Here is a 15,790-nt window from a genome sequence, read left to right on the forward strand (position 1 = left end):
AAGCCCGGCGATTGCCGGGCTTTTTGTCACTACCAAACCACCTCCTAAGAGGTGGTGATGGTGTATTCAAAGACAGTTGGCTCAGCCTTAGTCATCAAACCGGATCCCGGTAGGCGCGACCGTGGAAGCTGTCGATAAGGAGCTGTTTGAGCTCGCTTATCAGCGGGTAGCGCGGGTTCGCACCAGTGCACTGATCGTCAAAGGCATCTTCTGCCAGTTCATCGAGCTTGGCCATAAAGTCCGCTTCATTAACCCCGGCATCCTTGATAGACGCAGGGATACCGATGGCGGCTTTAAGCTCCTCAAGCTTGGCGATAAGCGCCTCAACCTTGGCTTCATCATTTTTGCCGGCAAGACCCAGGTGGCTCGCGATGGCCGCATAACGGCACAGGGCTTTGGGTCTGTCATATTGGCTGAACGCCGCCTGCTTGGTGGGCAAGTCGGTGGCATTGAAGCGAATCACGTTGCTGATGAGCAGCGCATTGGCCAGACCATGGGGCAGGTGGAACTCGGCGCCCAGTTTGTGGGCCATTGAGTGACAAATACCCAGGAAAGCGTTGGCAAAGGCGATACCGGCAATGGTGGCGCCATTGTGCACCTTCTCGCGCGCCAGCGGTGCCTGAGCGCCCCTGGCATAGCTGTCTGGGAGATACTTGAAAAGCAAATCCAGTGCCTGCAGCGCCTGACCATCGCTGTATTCGTTGGCCATCACGCTGACATAGGCTTCAAGCGCGTGGGTGATGGCATCGATACCCCCGAAGGCAGTGAGCGACTTGGGCATGTCCATCACCAGATTGGGGTCGACAATGGCCATGTTCGGCGTCAGCTCATAGTCGGCAATCGGGTATTTGGCGCCGGTTTGCTCGTCGGTGACTACCGCAAAGGGCGTGACTTCGGATCCTGTGCCTGAGGTGGTGGGAATGGCCACCATCATGGCTTTGGCACCGAGTTTGGGGAACTTGTAGATACGCTTACGGATATCCATAAAGCGCAGCGCCAGGTCGGCAAAGTCCACATCGGGATGCTCATACATCACCCAAATGATTTTAGCCGCATCCATGGGTGAGCCACCGCCCAGAGCCACTATTACATCGGGCTGGAAGCTGGTCGCCACTTTGGCGCCGGCGCGCACCACAGCGAGGGTGGGGTCGGCTTCCACTTCGTAAAAGACTTCAGTTTCCAGACCCTGAGCCTTGAGAATGCGGATAGTTTCATCGCAGTAGCCGTTATTGAACAGGAACTTGTCTGTCACGATAAGCGCGCGCTTCTTGCCGCTCAGTTCCTCCAGGGCAATGGGCAGGCTGCCGCGGCGGAAATAGATGGACGAAGGAAGCTTGTGCCAAAGCATGTTCTCGGCCCTCTTGGCGACGGTTTTCTTGTTTATAAGGTGACTTGGACCTACGTTTTCCGAAATCGAGTTACCGCCCCAGGAGCCGCAGCCGAGGGTTAACGAAGGTGCGAGCTTAAAGTTGTACAAATCGCCAATGCCGCCCTGGGATGCCGGGGTGTTAATCAAAATACGGGCGGTCTTCATCCGGTAGCCAAAGGTTTTGACCCGTTCATCCTGAGTATCCTGATCGGTATAAAGCCCGGAGGTGTGGCCAATGCCGCCAAGGGCAACCAGAGCCTCGGCCTTGTCCAGCGCATCATCAAAGTTGGCGGCGCGGTACATGCCAAGGAGCGGCGACAGTTTCTCGTGGGCGAAGGCCTCTTTCTCATCGATGCTGCTGACTTCACCAATCAGCACCTTGGTGTGGGAAGGCACCTTGATATTGGCCATGGCGGCGATGGTGGCAGCGCTTTGGCCGACGATATCGGCGTTCAGGCCGCCGTCTTTCAGGATGACTTTTTGCAGCGCCGCGTTTTCTTTCTTGCTCAGCAGATAACCGCCGTGGCTGGCGAAGCGCTCTTTCACCGCATCATAAACGGCATCGACTACCACAACCGCCTGCTCGGAGGCACACACCACGCCGTTATCGAAGGTCTTTGACATCAAAATGGAACTCACGGCACGTTTGATGTCGGCGGTTTCGTCAATCACGATGGGGGTGTTGCCTGCGCCCACGCCGATGGCTGGTTTGCCCGAAGAGTACGCGGCTTTCACCATGCCAGGGCCGCCGGTGGCGAGAATAAGGTTTATCTTCTCGTGGGTCATCAGCTGGTTGGACAGTGCCACTGAAGGCTCATCAATCCAGCCGATAATGTCTTTGGGGGCACCCGCTGCGATGGCCGCATCCAGAACGATACGGGCGGCGGTGGTGGTGGAAACCTTGGCCCTTGGGTGAGGCGAGAAGATGATGCCGTTACGGGTTTTTAAGCTTATCAACGCCTTGAAGATGGCGGTGGAGGTCGGGTTGGTGGTGGGCACAATGCCGCAGATGATCCCAACGGGCTCGGCGATGGTGATGGTGCCGAAGGTGGCGTCTTCGGCCAGAATGCCGCAGGTCTTTTCGTCTTTGTACTTGTTGTAGATGTACTCGGAGGCGAAATGGTTTTTAATGACCTTGTCTTCAATAACGCCCATGCGGGTCTCTTCGGCGGCCATTTTGGCAAGACGTATGCGTGCGTCAGCGGCGGCGAGGGCGGCGGCGCGGAAGATTTTATCCACTTGCTCCTGACTGTAAGAGGCAAACTGGGCCTGAGCCTTGGATACACGCTCAACCAGTGCGTTGAGTTCCTGAGTGTTGGTGACTGTCATGATGAAGTTCCCGTCTAAGAATATTTAGCAAAATTGAATTTAGCTAAAGACTCTTGTTTGTGACTGAAAAATTACACCTATTTAGGTATGTTGACCGTGATCCATGACGCAAAGCTGGGTGCATCTGAAATAAAACAACAGAACGAGCTACACTTTGATGACAATTTGCACGAAATGAAATTAAGCGCTTCTCATAAGGGCTTTTTATCCGAACTTGTGACAAACCGCAGAAAATCTCATTTTTCGGGTTTTCCGGGTTAGGGTAGAGTAATCAACTGCTTCAATCTGGTGCTAACTATCAGCTTTTGGCCTTGCCGGCCTCGGAGAACCTTGGGTGGACGTAACGGTTTATATTAAATTTTTTCTTGGATTGGTGGCCATCATCAATCCCATCGGCCTGCTGCCTGTGTTTGTGAGCCTCACAAGCCATCAGACCGAAGCCGAGCGCAACCACACGGGGAAGGTCGCCAACCTGGCGGTTGTGATAATTTTGCTGGTCACCATAGTGGCCGGTCAGCATATCCTCAATATGTTCTCTATTTCCCTGTCGGCTTTTCGTATTGCCGGCGGCACCCTGATTGCGATCATCGCGCTGTCGATGCTGCAGGGTAAATTGGGTGAGGTGAAACGCAACCAGGAAGAAGACCGAGAGTCGTCTGCGATGGAATCGGTGGCCGTGGTGCCATTGGCGCTGCCCTTGATGGCTGGCCCTGGCGCCATCAGCTCGGTGATTGTGTTTGCAGCAGAACACAACACTCTCATTGATCTGGTGGGCATGTTTATCACGGTATTGATTTTTGGTGCCCTAAGTTTTGGGCTGTTTCGCATGGCGTCGGCCATCTACCGCGTGTTGGGTAAAACCGGAATTAACGTGATCACCCGTTTGATGGGCCTCTTGATGCTGTCTATCGGCATTGAGGTCATGGCGGCAGGTTTTAAGGGGCTGTTTCCCAATCTTTTGGGGTAATTTCCAACCCGATCATCAAAAAGCCCCGCAATGCGGGGCTTTTTACTGGGCGACTAAAAGTCCTGACCCAGATCGCTCAGGCCACCCAGGCGGGGACTGAATAGCTGATGGTGCATACGAATTGCGAATTCATCCGTCATGCCGGAAATATAATCGGCAATGACCCGCATGGCGTTTTCACCACTGTCGGCGGCCTCGCGCCAGCGTCCCTGGGTATTCAGGGGCAGCAGCCTTTCGGGATCGGAGGCAAAGGCTTCAAACAGCTGCATCACCATCTGTTGCCCCTTGTACTCAAGCATCTGCACTTCGGGCTTTCTCACCACATAGCGCCACACAAATCGCTTGAGTGCGTTGAGTGCCTGGGCGAACTCTTCTTCCAGCACGGCGTTGTGGCGAAGAAGGGGCTCATCAAAACGCGCGTCTTCCACCATGGCGATAGCCGTGACAAAGCCATTGACCAGGGTGCCGATGGCGTCTTTGCGAAGATGGTGCTCAGCAGCAAAAAGGTGAGTATCTATGGTGCCAAGTTCAGTCTGTATCCAACTGTCGCCGCTTTCTCTGAGCAGCGGCGCCACAACGTCCAGCCATTGTTCACGGCTGACAATGCCCATCACTATGGCATCTTCGAGGTCATGCACCGCATAGGCGATGTCATCGGCGAGCTCCATGATGGTGGCATCCAGTGATTTGAAAAGCGTCCGGCCGTGGCGTCGTCCTTCTGCCGGTGTAAATTGGCAGAATGTGTCCCTGTCCGCCGCAGAAAGCGGAGCAAGCACCCAATCGAGCATATCGGCGTCTTCAGTGAAAACCGCTTTCACCGGTGGCCAGTCAGAGGGGCGAAGCTGACGGTAGTGAGCGACTTCCACATGGGGAGCGCCGGATTTAAGCAGCGTAGCAAGCTGGGGGTACTTAAGAATGCCAAGCAGGGTGCGCCTGCAAAGGTTCATACCAAAGCCGGGGGTATAGGGCTCCAGCTTGGTGAGTATACGAAATGTCTGGCCGTTGCCTTCAAAACCGCCATGGTCGCGCATCATGTAATTGAGCGCCACTTCGCCGCCATGTCCAAAGGGCGGGTGGCCGATATCGTGGGCCAGACACAGGGATTCAATCAGGCTCATGGAGTCAATCAGTGACTCTTTATCGGGATGTTTACGCTTAAGCTGGGCCGCAATGCCTGTGCCGATCTGTGATACTTCCAGGGAGTGGGTGAGGCGGGTGCGGTAAAAGTCATTCATCCCCACGCCAAGCACCTGGGTTTTCGCCTGCAATCGCCTGAAGGCGGCACTGTGCAGTACCCGGGCGCGGTCACGTTGAAACGGACTGCGGTGGTCATTGCGTCTGTGTTTGTCTTCGCCGTGGCGGCGTTCATGCCATGGATTTTGCATCTTGGCTCCTCAGAGCATGCGGTTTATCTCGTCCAGATCCAGTTTAAAGCTGGGCACATAACAATCCAGAAAATACTTAACAGCCGGGTTGGGGTTCGCGTCGAGCATGGCTTCCAGGCGGCTGCGGGCGGTGTTGAATTCGCGGTTACCGGCCTTGAGCTCTTCAAGACACTTAAGATAGGCGCACAGGGTGTCTGCCGATTTGACCAGCTGCTTTATCTCCTGGTCGGCGTCATCGGCAATCAGTAAGGGGCGATAGTCCTCTTTAAACTCCTCTGGCACCATCTCGAGCAACCTTTCCTCGGCTATCGCCTCGATTTTTTTGTATTCAAACTCGATGTCTTTGTTGAAGTACTTTACCGGTGTGGGCAAGTCGCCTGTGAGCACTTCAGAGGCATCGTGAAAAATAGCGAGTGTGGCGGCCTTACAGGCATCCAGCTGCATACCAAACTGGCGATTGGCTATGACGGCCAGACCATGGGCTACCATGGCCACTTGCAGTGAATGTTCCTGCACATTCTCGGAGCGGACGTTAAACATCAGCGGCCAGCGCTGAATAAGCTTGAGGCGCGCGAGATGGGCGAAAAGATGGCTCATGATAAACTCCCCGTGATGCGAAATATGGCGTTTCATGTACGCGAAATGAGCTGGGATAGCCACACTTTACAGCAACTTAATGGTGAATGTCACAAGAACAACCATCCAGTGAAAACAAGCACGCCGACAGAGTCGTCGGCGTGAAGTGAGTTTGAGCCTGGGGCGCAGTTTTACTGCCGGTAGTGTTCCAAAAACTCACCGAAGGCGCCCAGCGCCTTTTCCAAATCTTCCTTATGGGGCAAAAAGACCACCCGCAGGTGATCCGGCTCCGGCCAGTTAAAGGCGCTGCCCTGAACGAGCAGAATTTTCTTCTCCTTTAACAAATCCAGCACCAATCGTTCATCGTCACGCAGATTAAAGCGCTTGGGATCCAATTTGGGGAAGGCATACAGGGCGCCCTTGGGCTTTTTACAGGTGACTCCGGGGATGGCGTTCAGGTACTCAAAGCAGGTATCGCGCTGCACGCTTAAACGGCCAGTGGGCAGAATAAGCTCGTTAATACTCTGGTAACCGCCAAGCGCAGTCTGAACCGCATGTTGATTGGGCACGTTGGCACACAGTCGCATGGAGGCCAGCATGTCCAGACCCTCGATGTAACTTTTTGCGGCCTTGAGATTGCCGGACAGCATCATCCAACCGACACGGAAGCCAGCTGCACGATAGGCTTTGGACAGACCATTGAAGGTCACGGTAAGAATGTCATCCGACAGGCTGGCAGCAGGGATATGCACGGCGTCATCGTAGAGGATTTTATCGTAAATCTCATCGGCAAACAGAATGAGTGAGTGTTCGCGGCAAAGCGCTACAATCTCCAGCAACAGCTCTCGGCTGTACACCGCACCTGTTGGGTTGTTGGGGTTGATTATCACTATCGCGCGGGTGCGTGGGCTGATTTTTGCCTTGATGTCGTCAAGATCCGGAAACCAATCTGACTCTTCATCGCAGCGGTAATGCACAGCGTTGCCGCCGGAAAGATTGGCGGCAGCGGTCCAAAGCGGGTAGTCGGGTGAGGGGATAAGCACCTCATCGTCGGTGTTCAGCAGGCCCTGCAAGGCCATCACTATCAGTTCTGAAACACCATTGCCTATGTACACGTCTTCAATATCGACCCCGAAAATCCCCTGGGACTGATAGTGTTGCACTATGGCTTTACGGGCAGAAAACAGGCCTTTGGACTCGCAATAGCCCTGGGCACTGGGGAGATTCAAAATGACATCACGGACGATTTCTTCCGGCGCTTCGAAACCGAAAGGGGCCGGGTTTCCAATATTCAGTTTGAGGATCCTGTGGCCTTCGTCTTCCAGACGACGCGCCTCCTTGTGCACCGGGCCACGAATGTCGTAGCAAACGGTGTCTAATTTATTGGACTTAATGATAGGACGCATCCTGTACCTCTGGACCGTGATCTGCTGGGAAAATATGGCGTGCTTGCCAGAGGCTCACAATAACCAAGTTAAAGGCAACATAAAAGAGAATAAACTTCAAAAATATAAAATAAATTCAGTAATAAACACTGAAATAACTATCCATCAATCCACTGTAAAAGTATTTAAAACCAAATACCGTCATTTTTTGAGTGTGGGGTGCCTGACTTCGGCCATTACAGCGCAGACACTGCCAGCACCTGTCTGTTTGCCAGCTAACAGAATGTGGATAGGGGATTTCGCGGTGAAAGCTAAAAAAGCCTGCAAAAATAACGCATGTCTATTCGATAAATAGCACCGAATTCAGGTAGAGAAGAGTTTGTTTAAGTTATTGTTAATTAATGATTAAAATCCAGCTTGTTGTGCATGGTCAAAAAAAGAGCGCTTTGAATGGAATTTCTGGTTGACTGGTCAGACGATGCACATTATTTTTCTGCCCGATGTTTTTACCCGGCACGAACAATAGCGGCAGCTGTAACCTGACCGACTGGCGGTATGCCCATAATAAAGCAGAAATTTCGGTGCCCTGGAGAGAATGAGGTCCTTCGGGTGCCGGCACCCAGAAACTTTTGCCCTCGTTGGGCCCTGATAGAGGACCTGTTTGCATGTCTGAGCCGACAGCGATAAGTCTGATCCCACCCTTTGTGGTGCTGGCGCTGGCCATTTGGTTGCGTCGACCCATCCTTGCTCTGATCATCGGCGCCATTGCCGGTTTGCTCCTGCTGGACCCATCATCTGTGCTCGGTAACTTTGCCGATGCGTCTTTGAAGGTGATGCAGGATGAAACCATCGGCTGGCTTATCCTGGTGTGTGGCAGCTTTGGTGCCCTGATTGCGCTGCTGGTGCGCACCGGTGGCGCGCTTGCATTTGGTCGCAAAGCGATTTTGCTCGCCAAAGGCCGGAAATCCTCGCTGTTTATGACCTTTGTGCTGGGTCTGGTGATCTTTATTGACGATTACCTTAATGCGCTGACCGTGGGTGAAACCATGAAGCGTGTGACCGACAAGTTTAAAGTCTCCCGTGAGATGCTGGCTTACGTTGTGGACTCCACCGCCGCCCCCGTGTGTGTGTTGGTACCGCTGTCAACCTGGGCTGTGTTCTTCGGTGGCCTGTTGGTAGACAACGGTGTTGCCGCTGACGGAGAAGCCATCAGCGTCTATATGTCGGCCATTCCCTACATGCTGTATGCCTGGCTTGCCGTGATTATGGTGCTTTTGGTGGTGGTTGGTGTAGTGCCGGCCATTGGCCCGATGAAGAAGGCTGAACTTGCCGCTGCCCAGGGCGAGCCTGCCAAAGCACAGGTAGATTGGGAAGAGGTGCATACCTCTGACGAGTATGCCGTAAAAGCCATAGAAGATGAGTTTGAGCACGCCGACAAGCACGGTAAACTGCACAACTTTTTGGTGCCTCTGGCGCTTCTGGTGGCCTTTACCGTCTACTTTGATATCGACGTCTGGAAAGGCCTGCTGGCAACACTGGCTGTGACTCTGCCTTACTACGCCGTGCAAAAGCTGATGCCAATGTCTGAGATGATGGATCAGATGATTGACGGCTTTAAGAGCATGTTGCCAGCCATTGGTACAGTGGTCGCTGCCTTTATCTTTAAAGATGTGTGCGATCAGCTGCTGCTGCCACAGTATGTGATTGACACCTTGAGCCCCTACATGACGGCCAAAATGCTGCCCGCGATTGTGTTCCTGGCGATGGCTGTGCTGGCGTTTGCTACCGGCTCCAGCTGGGGCATCTTTGCGGTGACCATCCCGATTGTGATGCCACTCGCCAATGCCGTTGGCGCCGATACCGCTCTGGTGATTGGTGCGCTCTTGTCAGCTTCATCTTTCGGCAGCCAGGCGTGTTTCTACTCAGATTCGACAGTGCTTGCTGCGCAGGGCTCTGGCTGTAATCTGGTTAGCCATGCCGTGACTCAGTTGCCTTATGCGCTGATTGCCGCCGCCTTTGCCTTTGTGGGCTTTATCCTGCTGGCGTAATTGGTGCTGCGACAACAATAAAAACACCCGGCTTGCCGGGTGTTTTTTTATGCCTGTTTACGGGATTTGCCATAGCATGCACGCCGTTTGCCGGGTGCGTGCATGATGGGGCTCTCCAAGGGGACGTTTCCTGCACTCATTTACTTGCATAACCACTTCATGAGTCTGCGGGTTAGAGCAGGTTGAGAAAGTAATAGATGCGGCTTATACATCACCAGCAATGGCGTGGAAGCGTGGTAACGCATCTTGCGCCTTCAGCGGCAAGTACAGCACTGGAGGCAGGCCTGAAACCTGGATTTCAGACAACAAAAAAGCCAGCTCGGGGCTGGCTTTTGACTCAATGAAGGGCGATTAGTTTACGCGCTTCTTGAATTCACCGGTACGGGTGTCGATTTCGATTTTGTCGCCTTCTTTAACGAAGTCGGCAACCATCAGCTCTATGTCGCTGCCAACCAGTTTGGCTGGCTTCATTACTTTACCGGAGGTGTCACCACGGGCAGCTGGCTCGGTGTAGCCAACTTCACGGATGATGGTGGTTGGCATTTCAACAGAAATGGCCTTGCCTTCGTAGAAGGTTACCTGACAGGTTTCTTCCATACCATCAACGATGTACTTGGCAGCGTCGCCTACGTTTTCGGCTTCAACGTCGTACTGGTTGTACTCGGCATCCATGAATACGTACATTGGATCAGCGAAGTAAGAGTAGGTGCAATCCAGACGCTCCAGAACGATAACGTCCATCTTGTCTTCACCCTTGAAGGTGGTCTCGGTAGAAGAGTCGATCAGCAGGTTTTTCAGCTTCATCTTAACGATGGCAGCGTTACGGCCTGAACGGGTGGTTTCAGTCTTCTGAACAACCCATGGGCTGTCGTTAAACATGATCACGTTACCGGGACGGATTTCATGAGCAGTTTTCATTACTAAATTTCCTATATCTTGGACGTTTAACTTTAAGGCGCTATCTTAACGATTTTTTGACGAATTGCACTAGCCTGGTTGCCAGATCTGTCGTCTTAAGTGCATCGATTGGCCATTGTTTGGCGTGTGCCAACAAGGGCGAAGCGAAAGATTCGATATTTTGCCAGTGCTGCTGCACGGCATCCGCCTGTTGCTGATTGAACGCAAGGTTCAAGTTTTTCCAGCAATCTGCAATCTCAGGGGCCAGATTATCGCAGTAAAGGCGCATAAAAGCTTCTAATTTTACCAGGTGGTAGTCTTCTTCCTGCTGGTAAATGTGCCAAATAAAGGGGCGAGAGGCCCATTGTGCCCTTAGAAAGGAGTCTTCTCCGCGCACAATATTAAAATCGGCGCTCCAAAGCAGGCGATCGTAGCCGGCCTGGTCAGTCATCGGCAGTATGTGGATGCTAAGCGCCCCGTGACAGAACTGCTCGCCAGGTTCGACATCGGCCGGCGCCTTTGGCAGATACGATGCCAAACTGCTGAGGCTGCGGCCCTTTGGCACCAGCAGGTGCACCGGAGTGGATGACTGTGACCAGAGATCGCAAAGTCCACCAAGAGCCAGTGTCTCATAGCTGAAAAGACTGATGACCTTGTCGTCGTCTTCAATGCCACTCAGCCCCAGGCTTTTAAAAAGATTGAGCTTGTTGGCACTGTCTGCCTGCCAGGCATCCCTTTCATCAAAGAGTGACTTTTCGCAAATCAGGCCGCCGCTGGCGGCTGAAAAACCGGGCATATAAAAGTATTTGTTGATGCCGCCGCCCTGAAATGAGGGCAGGCCATGGCAGCCATCGACCCAGTCTTCGGCGCTCAGATATTCAAGATTGATCCAAAGCGGTGGCTCGGAGGAGGCTTTGGCGGTGGCTTTTACCGACTCAGGCAATTCACAGGCAAAGGCTTCGATCAGCACGGCGCCGGGCGTGTAATCGAGGTCCAGGGGCGTATTCCACTGATTAATAGTGACGCCTTCAAGGGTTTGCGAGCCAAGCGCTGGGTCAAGCGCTGGCAATATGTGGGCAAAGCTTTTGAGGTCATCCACCCAAAGCACGATGGGCAGCTGATATTCCAACGCCAGTTGTTTTGACAGGCGCCAGGTAACGCCGATATCGCCGTAATTATCTACGACGGCACAAAAGATGTCCCAGTGGTTGGAATGTGGATTGGTCATAGGGGCATGACACCTGAAGTGGGTTAGCACTGAAACGAAAAAGCGGCGTAAACGCCGCCTTTTGCAAACTTACAGAAATCAGTCGGCCAACTCAGCCAGACACATCTCTTCATAAATCTGCTTGACCCACTGATCAACACGTTCTTCGGTCAGTTCTGGCTGACGGTCTTCGTCAATACCCAGACCCACGAAGTGATCGTCATCCACCAGCGCTTTGGAGGCTTCGAAGTTATAACCGGCAGTAGGCCAGTGACCGACTATGATACCACCACGGGTTTCGACGATGTCGCGTACCATGCCCATGGCATCGAGGAAGTACTCGGCATAATCTTCCTGATCGCCGCAACCGAAAATGGCTACCAGCTTGTCGGTAAAGTCGATTTGCTCGAGCTCCGGGAAAAAGTCATCCCAGTCGCACTGCGCTTCACCGTAGTACCAGGTTGGGATCCCGAACAGCAGCAGGTCAAATTCGGCGATCTGCTCCTTGGTGCTCTTGGCGATGTCTTTCACATCCACCATCTGCTTACCCAGTTTTTTCTGGATCATCTTGGCGACAGCTTCGGTGTTGCCTGTGTCACTGCCGAAAAAAAGACCTACAGTAGCCATTGTCTTTCCTTTAAATATCAGTTGCGTTTGCGCGGCATCTGCAAAAGTTTGATTCACTCGTCAAACGATTGCTTAAGTATGCATTCGATTAATTGGCTGCGGCTGATGTTACTGGCCAGCGCCTTTTCGTTCAAGGCGTCGTACAAATCTTGTGACACCTTTAACTCTATTCGCTTGAGACCCTTTGCCTTGTCCCGTTGGATCTGGTTTCGCTTATTCACCCTCAGTTGCGTTTCCCGGGGAAGGGGATTGCTTCTGGGGCGTCCACGGCGCTTTTCATCGGCAAAGAGATCGATTGTTGTTCTGTCTGCTGCTTCTTTTGCCATTTTCTCATTAGCCTATACCGGCACCTTCCCAGGTCATTTGAATAATGCCCTTGGCGACAAAGCCCGCACACCCTAAAAACAGCACCAACCAAACGATATAGCGGCCAAACTTGGGCACATTGCCCTGTTTAAGCACGTCATGGATCGCCATGCCAATGAAGAAGAATATGGCAGCGAAAAACAGGTTTAATCCCAGTGTTTCTATCTGCTGCATATACTCGGCTAACATCAGCGCTGACTCCGGCGTTGCTTGGCGTAGGGGGTAAACCCGGCCTTGAAAAAGAGGCGCGAATATATCACATCATATTAGCGTCTGCTATAGCCTTTACCCGTGTAACTCAGGGTGTTGGCTGTCCAGAAAATTTTTCACCAGTCTATTAAAGATGCCGGGCTTTTGTGCATGCAGCCAGTGGCCTGCACCGCCGATGGACTTAAGCTGCACCTTGGGAAACTGGGAGAGGATGGCGTCTTTGTGTGACGCAGTCACATAGTCGGACTCATCGCCGCGGATAAAGAGGGTGGGGCCGCTGTAATGCCGGTGATTGAAGGGCCAGCCGATAATCTCGTCATAAGAGGCTATCAGGCCGTTCAGGTTCATTCGCCAGCTGAAGCCTGTTTCCGCCCGGCGAAAGCTTTTCAGCAAAAACTGAGATGTGGCTTCATCCACCCCTCTGGCTAGCAGGTGATTCAAGGCATCTTTCCTGTCTATGCTGCCATCCAGCGGCAGGGAGGTGAGCGCCGCAAACACCCTTTGATGGCGCGGTGCATAAGGTACCGGAGCTATGTCGGCGGCCACGACCGAGCTGACGCGCTCAGGGTGCAGGAGCGCCGTGGCCAGCACGATTTTGCCCCCCATGGAATGGCCAATGAGATGCGCTTTCGTGGTGCCCAATTCATCCAGCAATGCGACCAGGCTTGCAGCAAGGCTTGGGTAGTCCATCTTATCCCAGTGAGGGCTTTGGCCGTGATTGGGCACATCGACGCGGGTCACGCGATAATCACTCTCGAGGGTTTGTGCCAGGGCCTTGAGATTATCCAGATCACCAAAAAGGCCGTGGACCAGAATGACATCTTCGCCGACGCCGTGGGTCTGATAGTTAAGCTGCGTTGACATGTAAATCCTGCCCGTTAATTGGGATTAACACTTAAAGGCGGCAATTTTGCCCCCAAGCCGGAGCGCAGGCAAGAAAAGCGGTCAGGATGGACTGTGTGCGCTTAAAAAATGTGCGCTTGTTCGACGCTTGGCTTTGTAATCATCATCTTGGTCAGAGTTTTCATTTTGGAGCGCTTTATCAATCTGTTGGACTGGCTTACACTGGGCTTTCTTCGGCGAAGCGGCATGTATTGCATGCCTGATAAGACAAAAGGAAAGCATTGGTGATGAAATATATCGAAGTGGACGAAGAGCTCTATCGCTACATAGCCGGCAAGACGGAACGCATCGGTGAGAGTGCGTCGGATATTCTGCGGCGTTTGCTTGGACTCTCTGTCGCCGAAGTCTCAGAGGTGGCACCTGTCGATATCAGTGAGCCAGGAATGGAGCAGGAGCCAGTGCCGGAGCGTGAAGTTGAGCCTGAGCTGGAAGTCGTCGCCCAGACCGAGATTGATTTTTCAGACTTGCTCAGTGAAGCAGGTTTGTCTGCCCAGAAAGGGGCCGTGGGCCGTTTTCTGTACGCGCTCGAATGTCTGCACCAGGCCGCGCCTTCGCGTTTTGAGCAGGTGCTGCAAATTCAGGGCCGCGATCGCCTCTATTTTGCAACCTCCAAAGAGGCTCTGCTCAAGGCGAGCCAATCGGCCAATCCCAAGGAGATTGGCTGCAGCGGTTTTTGGGTAACCACCAACAACAATACCGCTAAAAAGCGCACCATACTTGAAGAAGCGCTGGTGCAGCTGGGTTGCGATCCGGTTCGCGCCAAATCCCTGGGTGAGCTGGCGCTCGCCTGAACCGACACCATTAACCATCCAAGATAAGGAATTCAGCCTTGGCCATCCATGACCGCGCAGGCACGCAAGCACAGCAAGGGGATTTGGTTAATATCCCCAAACTCATGAGCCACTATTATCGACTCCTGCCAGATGCCAACGACCCGGCGCAAAAGGTGAGTTTCGGGACATCCGGCCATCGGGGATGCGCTTTTCACAGAAGTTTTAATGAGCAGCATATTCTTGCCATTGCCCAGGCGGTGGTCGACTGGCGTACACAGGCCGGCATTACTGGCCCCCTGTACCTTGGCATGGACACCCATGCGCTGTCGCAAGCAGCTTATCTGTCTGTGATCGAAGTGCTGATTGCCAATAAGGTACAGATTCTGGCCCAGCGCGATGATGGCTACACCCCAACACCTGTGGTGAGTCAGGCGATTGTGGCCGCCAATCGCCAGCAAACGGGTGAGGACGCAGTGCTCAGTGACGGCATCATCATCACACCCTCACACAATCCCCCCCAGGATGGCGGCATCAAGTACAACCCGCCCCACGGCGGTCCGGCGGAAGGGGAAATCACCTCCTGGATTGAATCCCGTGCCAATTATTACCTGGCACATGGTTTGGATGGTGTGCGACGGGTGAATTACGGCATCGCTGCCGGGCTGTCGCTGCTTAAACACGTCGATTTGGTTTCACCTTATGTCGAGAGCCTCGCTGAGGTGATTGATATGGCGGCCATTGCCAAGTCCGGTGTGCGTATTGGCGTTGACCCACTCGGTGGCAGTGGTATTCATTACTGGCAACCTATCGCCAGGCACTATGGCCTCGATATCACGGTAGTCAATCAGGCAATTGATCCCACCTTTGGTTTTATGCCGCTGGATAAGGACGGCAAAATCCGTATGGACTGCTCGTCGCCCTATGCCATGGCCGGGCTTTTGGTGCATAAAGATAAGTTTGATATCTGTGTGGGTAACGACCCGGATTATGACCGCCACGGCATTGTCTGCCCGGGCAGTGGTCTGATGGACCCGAACCACTACCTGGCGGTGGCCATCGATTACCTGCTGGGCCACAGGCCCCAGTGGGCCAAAACCTTATCAGTGGGCAAGACGTTGGTGTCGAGCTCACTTATCGATAAGGTGTGCGCCGCCCATCATGTCCCCCTGATGGAAGTGCCTGTGGGCTTTAAGTGGTTTGTGGACGGGCTCGCCGATGGCAGCGTGTGCTTTGGCGGCGAAGAGAGTGCCGGTGCGGCGTTCCTGAAAATGGATGGCAGCACCTGGTGTACCGATAAAGACGGCTTCATTCTGGCCTTGCTGGCGGCGGAAATCCTGGCAGTCACAGGTCAAACGCCGGCAGAGCGCTACGAAGAGCTGGTCGCCGAACATGGCCGCTGCTTTTATAAGCGCATCGACAGCCCTCTGAACCCCAAAATGAAAGCCAAGTTTGGGGCTCTCAATGCGGAAACCCTTGGCGCCAGCTCTGTCGCAGGCGATGCCATTACCGCCGTGCTCACCAAGGCTCCGGGCAATGGTGCCGCCATAGGTGGCATCAAGGTGTGCACCGATAAAGGCTGGTTTGCCGCGCGGCCATCGGGCACAGAGCCACTCTTTAAGCTCTATGCCGAAAGCTTTGTCAGTGAGTCACATCTTGCCGAGCTGATTAGCGACGCCCAGAATTTGCTGGGAACGGCACTCAAGGCCATCAAATAGTAAAAGACCACTGCTAAGCCATATTAAAAAACG

The 15,790-nt window shown here is 53.4% G+C and carries 14 protein-coding genes; 4 read left to right on the top strand and 10 right to left on the bottom strand.

What is annotated here, in order from left to right:
- Positions 1-94: 94 nt before the first annotated feature.
- A complete protein-coding gene (gene adhE / locus JQC75_RS08450) occupies positions 95-2,698 on the bottom strand; it encodes a bifunctional acetaldehyde-CoA/alcohol dehydrogenase (protein ID WP_203326946.1) in 2,604 nt (867 codons plus the stop codon).
- Positions 2,699-3,032: 334 nt separating this feature from the next.
- On the opposite strand from adhE, the gene JQC75_RS08455 reads away from it, so the two are divergent.
- Positions 3,033-3,665 (top strand): YchE family NAAT transporter, encoded by a 633-nt coding sequence (locus JQC75_RS08455; RefSeq protein WP_203326947.1) that lies wholly within the window; start codon positions 3,033-3,035, stop codon positions 3,663-3,665.
- A gap of 53 nt (positions 3,666-3,718) precedes the next feature.
- Here JQC75_RS08455 and JQC75_RS08460 read toward each other — a convergent pair whose 3' ends face one another.
- From JQC75_RS08460 to JQC75_RS08470, 3 genes are all read right to left on the bottom strand, one after another.
- Entirely contained in the window at positions 3,719-5,050 is a 1,332-nt protein-coding gene (locus JQC75_RS08460; RefSeq protein ID WP_203326948.1) for an anti-phage deoxyguanosine triphosphatase, read from the bottom strand.
- Between the two features lie 9 nt (positions 5,051-5,059).
- Positions 5,060-5,647: a 5'-deoxynucleotidase gene (gene yfbR / locus JQC75_RS08465; RefSeq protein WP_203326949.1), complete on the bottom strand. Its 588-nt coding sequence runs from the start codon at positions 5,645-5,647 to the stop codon at positions 5,060-5,062.
- Positions 5,648-5,817: 170 nt separating this feature from the next.
- Positions 5,818-7,032, bottom strand: coding sequence for a pyridoxal phosphate-dependent aminotransferase (locus JQC75_RS08470; protein WP_203326950.1), 1,215 nt, complete (start codon positions 7,030-7,032; stop codon positions 5,818-5,820).
- A 644-nt stretch (positions 7,033-7,676) separates the two neighbouring features.
- Here JQC75_RS08470 and JQC75_RS08475 point away from each other — a divergent pair.
- Positions 7,677-9,059 carry a Na+/H+ antiporter NhaC family protein gene (locus JQC75_RS08475; RefSeq protein ID WP_203326951.1) on the top strand — a complete coding sequence of 461 codons (1,383 nt, stop codon included), beginning with the start codon at positions 7,677-7,679 and terminating at the stop codon, positions 9,057-9,059.
- Positions 9,060-9,410: 351 nt separating this feature from the next.
- On the opposite strand, the gene efp is transcribed toward JQC75_RS08475, so the two are convergent.
- From efp to JQC75_RS08505, 6 genes are all read right to left on the bottom strand, one after another.
- Positions 9,411-9,977, bottom strand: a complete 567-nt coding sequence (gene efp, locus JQC75_RS08480; RefSeq protein ID WP_203326952.1) for an elongation factor P — start codon at positions 9,975-9,977, stop codon at positions 9,411-9,413.
- A 40-nt stretch (positions 9,978-10,017) separates the two neighbouring features.
- The gene (earP, locus tag JQC75_RS08485) at positions 10,018-11,184 is read right to left on the bottom strand and encodes an elongation factor P maturation arginine rhamnosyltransferase EarP (RefSeq protein ID WP_203326953.1); all 1,167 of its coding nucleotides are present in this window, start codon (positions 11,182-11,184) and stop codon (positions 10,018-10,020) included.
- A 78-nt stretch (positions 11,185-11,262) separates the two neighbouring features.
- Entirely contained in the window at positions 11,263-11,790 is a 528-nt protein-coding gene (fldA, locus tag JQC75_RS08490) for a flavodoxin FldA (RefSeq protein ID WP_203326954.1), read from the bottom strand.
- Positions 11,791-11,843: 53 nt separating this feature from the next.
- Positions 11,844-12,116 carry a LexA regulated protein gene (gene ybfE, locus JQC75_RS08495; protein ID WP_203326955.1) on the bottom strand — a complete coding sequence of 91 codons (273 nt, stop codon included), beginning with the start codon at positions 12,114-12,116 and terminating at the stop codon, positions 11,844-11,846.
- Positions 12,117-12,123: 7 nt separating this feature from the next.
- A complete protein-coding gene (locus tag JQC75_RS08500; protein WP_203326956.1) occupies positions 12,124-12,345 on the bottom strand; it encodes a DUF2788 domain-containing protein in 222 nt (73 codons plus the stop codon).
- Between the two features lie 96 nt (positions 12,346-12,441).
- Positions 12,442-13,230, bottom strand: coding sequence for an alpha/beta fold hydrolase (locus tag JQC75_RS08505; protein WP_203326957.1), 789 nt, complete (start codon positions 13,228-13,230; stop codon positions 12,442-12,444).
- Between the two features lie 266 nt (positions 13,231-13,496).
- On the opposite strand from JQC75_RS08505, the gene seqA reads away from it, so the two are divergent.
- A complete protein-coding gene (gene seqA, locus JQC75_RS08510; RefSeq protein WP_203327171.1) occupies positions 13,497-14,060 on the top strand; it encodes a replication initiation negative regulator SeqA in 564 nt (187 codons plus the stop codon).
- Positions 14,061-14,098: 38 nt separating this feature from the next.
- A complete protein-coding gene (gene pgm, locus JQC75_RS08515; protein ID WP_203326958.1) occupies positions 14,099-15,757 on the top strand; it encodes a phosphoglucomutase (alpha-D-glucose-1,6-bisphosphate-dependent) in 1,659 nt (552 codons plus the stop codon).
- Positions 15,758-15,790: the final 33 nt, after the last annotated feature.

Source organism: Shewanella litorisediminis, from assembly GCF_016834455.1.
Classification (GTDB): domain Bacteria; phylum Pseudomonadota; class Gammaproteobacteria; order Enterobacterales; family Shewanellaceae; genus Shewanella; species Shewanella litorisediminis.

What these genes read in the sequence shown, in the direction of transcription:
- seqA (WP_203327171.1), top strand. Translation starts at nt 13,497, where the DNA reads ATGAAATATATCGAAGTGGACGAAGAGCTCTATCGCTACATAGCCGGC.
- JQC75_RS08460 (WP_203326948.1), bottom strand. Translation starts at nt 5,050, where the DNA reads ATGCAAAATCCATGGCATGAACGCCGCCACGGCGAAGACAAACACAGA.
- JQC75_RS08500 (WP_203326956.1), bottom strand. Translation starts at nt 12,345, where the DNA reads ATGTTAGCCGAGTATATGCAGCAGATAGAAACACTGGGATTAAACCTG.
- efp (WP_203326952.1), bottom strand. Translation starts at nt 9,977, where the DNA reads ATGAAAACTGCTCATGAAATCCGTCCCGGTAACGTGATCATGTTTAAC.
- fldA (WP_203326954.1), bottom strand. Translation starts at nt 11,790, where the DNA reads ATGGCTACTGTAGGTCTTTTTTTCGGCAGTGACACAGGCAACACCGAA.
- JQC75_RS08470 (WP_203326950.1), bottom strand. Translation starts at nt 7,032, where the DNA reads ATGCGTCCTATCATTAAGTCCAATAAATTAGACACCGTTTGCTACGAC.
- yfbR (WP_203326949.1), bottom strand. Translation starts at nt 5,647, where the DNA reads ATGAGCCATCTTTTCGCCCATCTCGCGCGCCTCAAGCTTATTCAGCGC.
- adhE (WP_203326946.1), bottom strand. Translation starts at nt 2,698, where the DNA reads ATGACAGTCACCAACACTCAGGAACTCAACGCACTGGTTGAGCGTGTA.
- earP (WP_203326953.1), bottom strand. Translation starts at nt 11,184, where the DNA reads ATGACCAATCCACATTCCAACCACTGGGACATCTTTTGTGCCGTCGTA.
- ybfE (WP_203326955.1), bottom strand. Translation starts at nt 12,116, where the DNA reads ATGGCAAAAGAAGCAGCAGACAGAACAACAATCGATCTCTTTGCCGAT.
- JQC75_RS08505 (WP_203326957.1), bottom strand. Translation starts at nt 13,230, where the DNA reads ATGTCAACGCAGCTTAACTATCAGACCCACGGCGTCGGCGAAGATGTC.
- JQC75_RS08475 (WP_203326951.1), top strand. Translation starts at nt 7,677, where the DNA reads ATGTCTGAGCCGACAGCGATAAGTCTGATCCCACCCTTTGTGGTGCTG.